General features: G+C 70.2%; 10 protein-coding genes. 7 read left to right on the top strand and 3 right to left on the bottom strand.

The features are described from left to right. On the bottom strand, positions 1-170 hold a 170-nt coding region (locus QH283_RS21025), incomplete at its 3' end, for an NAD-dependent epimerase/dehydratase family protein (RefSeq protein ID WP_280504691.1). Positions 171-440: 270 nt separating this feature from the next. Here QH283_RS21025 and QH283_RS21020 point away from each other — a divergent pair. The 6 genes from QH283_RS21020 (at position 441) to QH283_RS20995 (ending at position 5,860) form a co-directional block, all read left to right on the top strand. Then, positions 441-758, top strand: coding sequence for an ESX-1 secretion-associated protein (locus tag QH283_RS21020; RefSeq protein WP_280504690.1), 318 nt, complete (start codon positions 441-443; stop codon positions 756-758). Between the two features lie 7 nt (positions 759-765). Further along, positions 766-2,466, top strand: coding sequence for a hypothetical protein (locus QH283_RS21015; protein WP_280504689.1), 1,701 nt, complete (start codon positions 766-768; stop codon positions 2,464-2,466). Between the two features lie 197 nt (positions 2,467-2,663). Beyond that, positions 2,664-3,212 (top strand): DUF3558 domain-containing protein, encoded by a 549-nt coding sequence (locus QH283_RS21010; RefSeq protein ID WP_280504688.1) that lies wholly within the window; start codon positions 2,664-2,666, stop codon positions 3,210-3,212. A gap of 33 nt (positions 3,213-3,245) precedes the next feature. Next, entirely contained in the window at positions 3,246-3,800 is a 555-nt protein-coding gene (locus QH283_RS21005) for a hypothetical protein (protein WP_280504687.1), read from the top strand. Further along, positions 3,797-5,002 carry a WXG100 family type VII secretion target gene (locus QH283_RS21000; protein WP_280504686.1) on the top strand — a complete coding sequence of 402 codons (1,206 nt, stop codon included), beginning with the start codon at positions 3,797-3,799 and terminating at the stop codon, positions 5,000-5,002. The genes QH283_RS21005 and QH283_RS21000 overlap by 4 nt, the downstream gene beginning before the upstream one ends. Before the next feature lie 87 nt (positions 5,003-5,089). Further along, complete coding sequence (locus QH283_RS20995) at positions 5,090-5,860, top strand: ESX secretion-associated protein EspG (RefSeq protein ID WP_280504685.1); 771 nt, start codon at positions 5,090-5,092, stop codon at positions 5,858-5,860. A gap of 30 nt (positions 5,861-5,890) precedes the next feature. Here QH283_RS20995 and QH283_RS20990 read toward each other — a convergent pair whose 3' ends face one another. Continuing rightward, positions 5,891-6,403, bottom strand: coding sequence for a hypothetical protein (locus QH283_RS20990; protein WP_280504684.1), 513 nt, complete (start codon positions 6,401-6,403; stop codon positions 5,891-5,893). 166 nt (positions 6,404-6,569) lie between these two features. Beyond that, positions 6,570-7,499, bottom strand: coding sequence for a KPN_02809 family neutral zinc metallopeptidase (ypfJ, locus tag QH283_RS20985; protein ID WP_280504683.1), 930 nt, complete (start codon positions 7,497-7,499; stop codon positions 6,570-6,572). A gap of 192 nt (positions 7,500-7,691) precedes the next feature. Between ypfJ and aspS the strand changes: the two genes are divergently transcribed. Continuing rightward, a complete protein-coding gene (gene aspS, locus QH283_RS20980) occupies positions 7,692-9,503 on the top strand; it encodes an aspartate--tRNA ligase (protein WP_280504682.1) in 1,812 nt (603 codons plus the stop codon). The last annotated feature ends 109 nt before the right edge of the window (positions 9,504-9,612 follow it).

The raw sequence follows: 9,612 nt of genomic DNA, 5'->3' as shown, positions 1-9,612 counted from the left end.
GGGTCGCGGGGGGCGGGCGCGTCGCGCGCCCCGCCCCCCCGGCACCGGGCCCGCGCCGCGGGGGGGGGACGGACCCGGTCGACGGCGATCACCTCGTCGCCGCGCGCGGTGAGCAGCGGGAGCAAGTTCGTGCCTAGGTAGCCGGCTGCGCCGGTCACTGCGACCTTCATGGCACCGACAATATAGAACTTGTTCTAATTTGCAACACGTTCTATTTCTGGTCCGATCGAGCGTCGCGCGCGCCACGGTGGCGCTCCGCGCGCTCGAATGCTGTCGTGACCATCGGCTATATTGGGCGAACCGTAGCGGCTTCGGCCGGCGACGGCGCGATCGCTTCGGGGTGGGACAAGCAGCAATGTTCGAAGCGGTCGGGCCCGCGAGTCGTCGTGAGCCGTCCGCTGCGGCGACACAGCACAACACGACGGATGGGGGGCCACTCGATGAGTGAAGTCTCGGTCGATCCCACGGCGGTCCGGCAGTTCGCCACCGAACACGCCACAATCGCCGGTCAGATCAAGGCGGCGGCCGACATGGATCTGATCGGCCAGGTCTCGGCGCTCACGCCGGTCTTCGGGCTCATCGGCGCCGACTACCTCGCCAGTTTCGCGGCCGCGCAAGTCCTGCAGGCCAGGGACATCCACGATCTGGCGAACAAGTACAACGATCTGTCCTGGAAGGCCTTCTCGGCCGCCTCGCTGTTCGAGGAGACCGACGACACCAACGCCGCGCAGATGAACGCGCAGGCGAGCGAGATCTGAGGCCGCCGTGAAGCCCATCGACGTCACCGAGACCGGAGTCATCGGCGCCGCCCAGCCGGTCGCCGCGCCGCCCGCCGCCGGAAACGACTACACCCCGGCCGATTCGCCCCTGACAGGCACCGTGCCCGCCGAATCGGCCGCGCCCGCCGCCGCGCCGCAGGCTCCCGCCGAGCCGGTGGAGATCCCCGCCGATCAGGCGCTGATCGACCTGCCGCTGCCCCAGTTGCCCGCCGACCTGCCGCCGATCGAGGCGCCCGAATTCATCCTGTCCCGCAGGGAATCCGACGACGCGGGCGCCCCGGGCGCCGTGCCCGCTGGTCTGCCCGGCCTCGGCGGCGGGTCTGCCGATCCGCAGGACATCCTCGGCGGCCTGCGGGCCGGGGGGGACGCCTTCCTGGAGAGCACCGGTATCAGCCACGCCCTGCAACAGGCCGACGCCTCGGTGCAGGGTGTGCTCGGCCAGGCGGGCGCGGCCGCGCAGGGCCTCGCCGCACAGGCCACCCAGGCCGCCTCGGCCGCCGCCCACCAGTTGCCGCAGTTGCCCGCGCTGCCCGCCGATCCGGCCGGCGCGCTCATGCAGGGCCTGCAGATCCCGGCGCTGCCCGGCGTCGATGTGCTCTTCCAGCCGATCCTCGAGCTGTTGCAGAGTTTCGGCACCGGCGTGCTCGGCGCCCTCGACCCGACCGCCATCCTCAGTCAGTCCTCGCAGATGATCGAGATGGCCATGCAGATGGCCAAGGGCAGCATGTCCACCGTCGAGCAGTCCTGGGAGGGCGAATCCTCGCGGCAGGCGCAGATCGCCGGTCAGGAGGCCAACGCCCAGGGGCAGGACGCCAGCCAGCGCGGCTTCGACATCTCCGCGCTCACCCAGGCCGCGGCCGCCGTGGTCCAGCAGGGCAACGCCCAGCTCGTCGGCATCGCCAGCACCTTCGCCGCCCAGGCCACCGCGCTGGCCCCGGTGATCCTGACCCCGCCCGGCCAGGCCACCCTGCTCGCCACCGCCACCGAACACCTCGGCCAGGCCGTGGCCGTGGTCAACACCACCCGAGGCGATCTGGCCGGAAAGACCGCCCAGCTCAACGGCGTCGTCGGCCAGCTGCTCGGGGAAAGTGGCCTGCCCGCCCCCGATGAGGTCGTGCAGGCGGCAGCGAAGAACATCGGCGAACCCCTGCTCTCGCAGGCCGAAAGCCTCGCCACCCAGGCCGCGAGCACCAACCCGCTCACCGGCAACTCCGGCCTCAACACCTCGACCACCCCCGCGTCATCGCTGAACACCTCCGCCGCCAGCACCCCCAGCAGCGGCCTGCTCGGCTCTCTCGGCCGCCCCGGCGGCGGCCTGAGTGGTTCCGGCGGCGGCGGTGGCGGGTTCTCCGGCGTCCCAACCACCGGCAGCCCGAGCACAGGCGCGCCGGGCTCCAGCCTCCCCGGGGCCGGCTCGCTCGGCACGGTCCCCGCCTCCGCCGTCCCAGCGGGCGCGGGCACCTCCACCACCCCCGCCGGCACCAGCGGCTTCATGGGCAGCGGCGCGGGCGCGGCGGGCCGCGGCCAGAACGACGAGAGCGAACACAGCCGCAACGTCGACCCGTACCGCAGCCTCACCGGCAACGACGATCTCACCGGCCCGCTCGGCGAGTCGACGCCCGAGGTCATCGGAGCGACACACGCGGACGAACTGCTCAGCTCGAGCTACGAGCAGGACCAGTTCTGACGAGACGCGGTTCCCGCGGCGGGGGTGCTCCTCCCCACCGCGAGACCGGCCTCGTCCCGCCGAGCGGCGGAACGGAACCGGTGCGTCGGTAGGATCACGGCAGTGCGGCAGGGGGAGGAGATGCCGGTCCACCCCGTTGATGTCCGAACGGTTTCGGCGAATGTGGGGTGTGGATGTCGCGTCGATCTGGTCGCCGGGTGGCCGGGGTTGCTGTTGTCGCCGTCGTGATGACGTTGGCGGGGTGCGGAACGTCTGAGGACGGCAGCACAGACCCCGAGGCGGTGCCGTCGAGTGGCACCGGCACTGTGGCTGCGGACGTGCCGTCCGGGTTCAGTCCATGCGACGACATCCCTGAGAGCCTGCTCGATTCGCTGGAACTGCGGCAGAAGATACCCGCCGATTCCGACGCATCGGGTGGGATCAAGTGGCGTGGCTGTATGTGGGCTCAGCCCGACGGCTATGCCGTCGGTATCACGACGACCAACATCACGGTGGAGATGGTCGAAGCCAAAGACTTTGCTGATACGCGCAAGCTCACGGTTGCCGGCCGGGAAGCGATATCGAGTCGGCAGTCGGATGTTGAGACCAAGGCGTCGTGCACTCTCCTGGTTGCGATGCTTGGAGGAGGGCTCGAATTCGCCTTGACGAACTCTCCCACTGCGAAGGACACCGGTCACAGGGATGCCTGCGATCTGGTCCGTGAGTTGGCGGAAACCATCGTTCCGACGGTGCCTTCGCACGCCTGAGCGCGGCGTGGAAGAGGGGAGGAGGCCGCTCATATGAGTGAAGGCGAATCAATGCGCCCGCTGAGCAACATGCTTTCGGCGGTGTCCGAGGGAAGCGTCTCGTTCGCCATGAAGCCCGAGGATTTCATCTATATCGATCGAGACTGCGAATACTTCAAGACCACGATTCGTCAGATTCAGCGGATCGCCAGCAGGATTTCGGAACAGAGCCACTGGGGTCTCGGGGAGAGCAACGGCGAGATGGTCTCTGCGCAGACTGTGGTCGATCGGTTCAAGAAAAAAGCGAAAGAGTCTGGAGACAACAGCGTCTGGCAGGTTATGGAGCAACATCTCCAGATCGTCGAGGACGTGCAGTCCTTCTTTCGGATCGCACGGGAGCGACTCATGCAGACCGACAGTGAGTTTGCCAGCCAATTCAACACTCTGAACGAGACGTTGCCGGACCGTGGTCCTGCGGAGCGGACCCCTGAGCAGGCACTGGAGGCTTTGGGACGCATGCCGGGCGTGATCGGCGACTTGTACGGCTCGGCGCCTTCGTCGACGACGTCGCTCTGGCCAGGACTTCCGCTGCCGGGGAGCGCCCAGTGAGCGGGTACGAGCCCCCGGCAATTCCTGGGGGCGGCGAAAACCCTTCCAGTTGGTCGCACCCAGACATCGTGGGGGCGTTCGATCCGCTCGATCCTACGGATGCCAACAACCACGCTCAGCTGTACTACCAAGTCAGTGAATTGTGGGATACAGGTCTGCGGACTTTCGCGCGAGGCATCCAGACCTCGATGGATCAAGCATGGTCGGGGGCCGCTGCGGAGGCATCCAAGGCGAGCATCAAGAACTATGTAACCAAAGCCGAAGAGCTGACGCCGGTACTCAACGAGCTGTCGACGCGCGTCACGGAGGCCGCCTCGGCCATCTCGCAGACGAAGAGCGCCCTCCCCGACCCGGTCGTGATCACCTGGACGTCCTGGCTCTGGCCCCCGAACCGCTGGGATCTCCAGCGTGAGCAGTCGGAGGAGGAGCAGGCGGCCCGTGACGCCATGCGCGACTACTACGTGCAGCCGTTCAAGTCGATCGACAGCAGTATTCCGGTGTTGCCGACGCCGGTGAGTCCCACGTCCTCGCCGGACATCACGCCGCCGCCGGGGGGCAAGTGGGTGATCGACGACGGTACCGGTGGCGGGGGGCCCGGTGGCGGGGGCGGCGGGAACGACGGCGGGTCCGGTGCGGGCGAGCCGGACAGCGGTGAGCCCGGTGCGGGGGAGCAGCCGGAGGAGGGGCAGCCGGAGGGTTCGGAGAACTCGTCGGAGGATCAGAGCGACACCTCGGGCACGCCGTCGAGTCAGGACCCGGCGAACACCACGCCGGCGGGGACGACTCCGGCGGGGACGAATCCGTCCGATCCGAGCAAGACGGTGCCGAGCGGTTCGACTCCGTCTAGTCCGGGCTCGGGGTCGCCCGGCAGTCCCGGGTCGGGCTCGCCGGGCAGTCCCGGGTCGGGCTCGCCGGGCAGTCCCGGGTCGAGTACGCCGCAGCCGGGACGCAGTGTCCCGGGGGCGGGAGTGGTGAGTCCTGCCTCGCCGGCGGGCTCCTCGTCGACCTCGGCCGCCTCGGGTGGTGCGGGGCGCGCCGGGATGGCTGGTATGGGCGCGCCGGGAGCGCGGGGCGGTGGGAAGGACGAGGAGAGTTCGCGCACGACGCCGGATTACCTGATCACACAGGAGAACACCGACGAGTTGCTCGGGGAGGCGCCGCGAGCGTTGCCGGGCGGGGTCATCGGCGGCGATCCGGCGTAGTGGTGGTCGTGGCGGCGGCAGCGGGACGGTCGTGTCGTGGTGTGGTGGACGGCGGCTGTGTGTGGCCTGCCGGGAGAGAGATCGGGTATGGCTTTGTGGAGTTGGCACACCGACTATTTCGCGGCGTTGTGGCTGGGGGACGCCCACGACCGGATTCCCGGTCCGCTGCGGCACGTCAGCCGGTTCGCGTTGAACGACGAGGCGCAGGCGCACCGGGTGGCGGTGCGGCAGCGGTACTCGGCGGACGAATGGGACGACATCCGGGCCGCCCTGCGCACGTTGAGCGCCTCGGACATCAGGGTCGAGATCCTCGGCGGCAGTTGCCGTCACCGCAACAGCACCGGTCGCGACGATCTGCGCGAGTACCGGGTGCTCGGCGCTCGGGCGGGGCACCGCGCGGTGGTGCTGACCCAGCACGGGACCGATCGGGAGCACGGGCCGATCCGGTTGCGCGCCTTCGATGCCGCGCAACTGCCCGCCCGGCTGACCCAGACCATCCCGGCCTGTGAGCCGGGCAGGCAGCGGCCGGAGGTCTTCCATCCGGGCGATCTGGCTCCGCGCCGCGACGGCTACGCCCAGGACAACGCGCGCAACTCCCCGCGCGAGCGCTACCAGCGGCTGCTGGGGCGGACGGCGGACGGTGGCGGCACGGCGGTGTTGCTCACCGGTCCGCTCTACAAACGCTCGACCCCGGCCCGGCTGTTGCAGTGGTACGACATCTCCGGCGACGGCCGCTACGGGGAGGAACGCGGCGCGAACATCACCGTCCGGCCGGTCACGCCCGCCGATCTCACGCGCCACTTCGCGGGCTGGATCGACCATGCGGTGGACCGGCTCCGGCCGGACGACGACTACTGAACGGACTACCGGGCGGCGGACCGGCGAACGCTACTTCTGTTCCTCGAAGGCGTCGATCAAGCCGTCGAAGACCTCGTCGAACTTGGCGCGGGCGGCGCGCTGCTCGTCGGTGAGCCCTTCGGTGGCCTCGGGGGCGTAGAGGATCAGGTGCACGTCGTCGGCCGGGTCCTCCGGCATGAGGTCGATGATCTGGATGCCGTGGTCGGTGACGGTGGGCACGCCGAAGTCGGTCTCGCGCAGCGCGCGGATGCGTTCGAGCGCCTTGTCCAGTTCGTCGGCGGGAATACTGCCCAGCACCTCGCGGGGCGCGGTGTCGGCGGGCCGGTCGGAGGAGAGAACATCGGGGCGGTGGACGGCGGTGCCGTCGGCGTCGACCTCGAGCTGGGCGCGCAGGTCGGTGCGCGAGGTCCAGCCGCCGGGGATGGTGGTCAGCGAGATCAGGGCGAAATCGGTGGTGTCCCTTGCGGGCTCGGCGGTCGCGACCCCGCACAGGCTGCCCAGGGTCATGGTCGCGGCCAGCAGCGCCGACGCGATCGTTCGCATGTCACGTCCTCATCGATGGAAAGGGGTACCCGCGACACTGCGGGGGCCGCACGGTGCGGCGACGGCGTAGATCATGACAGTGTGACGGCGCCCGGGTGGGAACCGTCACACCGTGTGTCCTGACACTGTTTCCGCCTCGGCGCGCGAGGCGTTACAGCCGGACGGGTCAGCGCAGGGCGGGCGGGTTGTTCAGATCGTTCGCCCCGTAGGTGTCGCAGGCGTCGACCCGGCCGGTGCGGTAGCCGGACAGGAACCATTTCTGGCGCTGCTCGGAGGAACCGTGGGTCCAGGCCTCCGGGTTCACCTGCCCCTGGGTGGACTGCTGGATGCGGTCGTCGCCGACGGCCGAGGCGGCCGAGAGGGCGTCGCGGATGTCGGTGTCCGACAGCGGCTTCAGGAACGGCTCGCTGCCGCCGGGGGCGGGGGACTTGTCGGCGTAGTAGGCCCAGATGCCCGCGTAGCAGTCGGCCTGCAACTCGGTGCGCACGGCGCCGGACTCCGGGCCGCGCGGGTCGCGCTGGGACCGCCCGAGGTCGCCGAGCTGGTTCTGGATGTGGTGGCCGACCTCGTGGGCCACCACGTACTCCTGGGCCAGCGGGCCGCCGCTGGAGCCGAACTGGGTGACCAGCTCCTGGAAGAAGGCGACATCGAAGTAGGCGGTCTGGTCGGCGGGGCAGTAGAACGGGCCCACCGCGCTGGTCGCGTTACCGCAACCGGTGGACACGGCGTTGGTGAACAGGCGGAGGCCGGGCTCCTCATAGCGCACGCCGGTCTGCTTGGGCAGTTCCTCCGACCACACCGCGTCCAGGCTCTGCGCGGTGAGCACCACCCGGCAGTCGGCGTACCTGTTGGCGTCGGCGCCGGTCTTGCAGTGGTCGGGGGTGCCCTCGAGGCCGGGCTGGGACTGACCGGACTCCTCGCCGCCGGTGAGCTGGCCGAGCAGCGAGCCGGGATCGCCGCCGCCGAAGAGCAGCGCGATCACGAGCAGGATCAGACCGCCCGCTCCGCCGCCGAGCGCGATCGTGCCGCCCCGGCCCACACCGCCACCGGAGCGCGCCCGGTTCGGGTCGATCTGCATCCCCTCGTTGAAGGTCATCGTCGTCGCTTTCTGTGGTTCGGCCCGCACGGGCGGGCGGGTGCTGCGGAGCCGGTCGCGGCCGGTTCGCTCCTAGCTTTCCACGCCGTGAGCCGATATCGGTTTCCACTCGGCGGATGTGTCTCACTACGATGGCAACCGCACCTGGTCTTTCGTCGCGCCGGTGCGAACACCCTCGTCGAAAGGATTCCCGTGCTGCGCACCCACTTGGCTGGTTCGCTGCGAAGCGAACATGCCGGTCAGACCGTCACCCTCTCTGGATGGGTGGCCCGCCGGCGCGACCACGGTGGCGTGATCTTCATCGATCTGCGCGACGCGTCGGGGGTCTCCCAGGTCGTGTTCCGCGAAGGCGCCGCCGCCGAGCAGGCCCACCGCCTGCGCGCCGAGTACTGCGTGCGGGTCACCGGCGTGGTCGAGCAGCGGCCGGACGGCAACGAGAACCCCGAGCTGCCGACCGGCCGGATCGAGGTCAACGTCTCCGAGCTCGAGGTGCTCAACGAGAGCGCGCCACTGCCGTTCCAGCTCGACGAGCAGCCCGGCGAGGAGGCCCGCCTCAAGCACCGTTACCTCGATCTGCGCCGCGAGGGCCCCGCACACGCCATCCGGCTGCGTTCGAAGGTCAACGCCGCCGCCCGCGAGGTGCTGGCCCGTCACGAGTTCGTCGAGGTCGAGACCCCGACGCTGACCCGCTCCACCCCGGAGGGCGCGCGCGACTTCCTCGTCCCCGCCCGCCTGCAGCCTGGCAGCTTCTACGCGCTGCCGCAGAGCCCGCAGCTGTTCAAGCAGCTGCTCATGGTGGGCGGCATCGAACGTTACTTCCAGATCGCGCGCTGCTACCGCGACGAGGACTTCCGCGCCGACCGGCAGCCCGAGTTCACCCAGCTCGACATCGAGATGAGTTTCGTGCGCCAGGAGGACGTGATCCTGCTGGCCGAGGAGATCCTCTCGGCGCTGTGGAAGCTGGTCGGCTACGAGATCCCCACGCCGATCCCGCACATGACCTACGCCGAGGCGATGCGCCGCTTCGGCACCGACAAGCCCGACCTGCGCTTCGGTGTGGAGATCACCGAGTGCACCGAGTTCTTCGCCGACACCCCGTTCCGGGTGTTCCAGGCGCCCTATGTGGGCGCGGTCGTCATGCCTGGCGGTGCGAGTCAGCCGCGGCGTCAGCTCGACGCCTGGCAGGAGTGGGCCAAGCAGCGCGGCGCCAAGGGCCTGGCGTACGTGCTGGTCAACGAGGACGGCACGCTCGGTGGCCCGGTCGCCAAGAACCTGTCCGACGCCGAGCGCGACGGCCTGGCCAAGCATGTCGGCGCCGAGCCGGGTGACTGTGTGTTCTTCGCCGCGGGTCCGGCCAAGGCGCAGCGCGCGCTGCTCGGCGCGGCCCGGGTGGAGATCGCGCGCAAGGTCGGCCTGATCGACGAGGACGCGTGGGCGTTCGTGTGGATCGTGGACGCGCCGCTGTTCGAGCCCGCCGAGGACGCCGCCGCCGGCGGCGACGTTGCGCTGGGTCACTCGGCCTGGACCGCCGTGCACCATGCCTTCACCTCGCCCAAGCCGGAGTCGCTGGACACCTTCGACACCGATCCGGGCTCCGCGCTGGCCTACGCCTACGACATCGTCTGCAACGGCAACGAGATCGGCGGCGGCTCGATCCGCATCCACCGTCGCGACGTGCAGGAGCGGGTGTTCGAGGTCATGGGCATCGGCCCCGAGGAGGCCCAGGAGCAGTTCGGCTTCCTGCTGGACGCCTTCGCCTACGGCGCGCCCCCGCACGGCGGCATCGCCTTCGGCTGGGACCGGGTCACCGCGCTGCTGGCCGGCGTGGACTCGATCCGTGAGGTGATCGCCTTCCCGAAGACCGGCAACGGCGTCGACCCGCTCACCGACGCGCCCGCCCCGATCACCGAGCAGCAGCGCAAGGAGGCGGGCCTGGACGTCAAGCCGGGGCAGGACGGCAAGGGCGTCAAGGCTCCGCAGCCCGCGCGGGCCGAGGCGGGGTAACCGGCCCCCACCAGGACATGCGGCGTCCCGGATCGCCCCAAACCGGACCCCCGCGGCCGTCACGGGGGAGGCGGATGTTGAGGGGGGGGCAGCGAAGGGGGGGGGCGCG

The sequence above is a fragment of the Nocardia farcinica genome, from assembly GCF_029867845.1.
In the GTDB taxonomy this organism is placed as follows: Bacteria; Actinomycetota; Actinomycetes; order Mycobacteriales; family Mycobacteriaceae; genus Nocardia; species Nocardia farcinica_A.
Note: the sequence above shows the minus strand (reverse complement) of the source record. Positions and strands in the feature narration are given on the sequence as shown.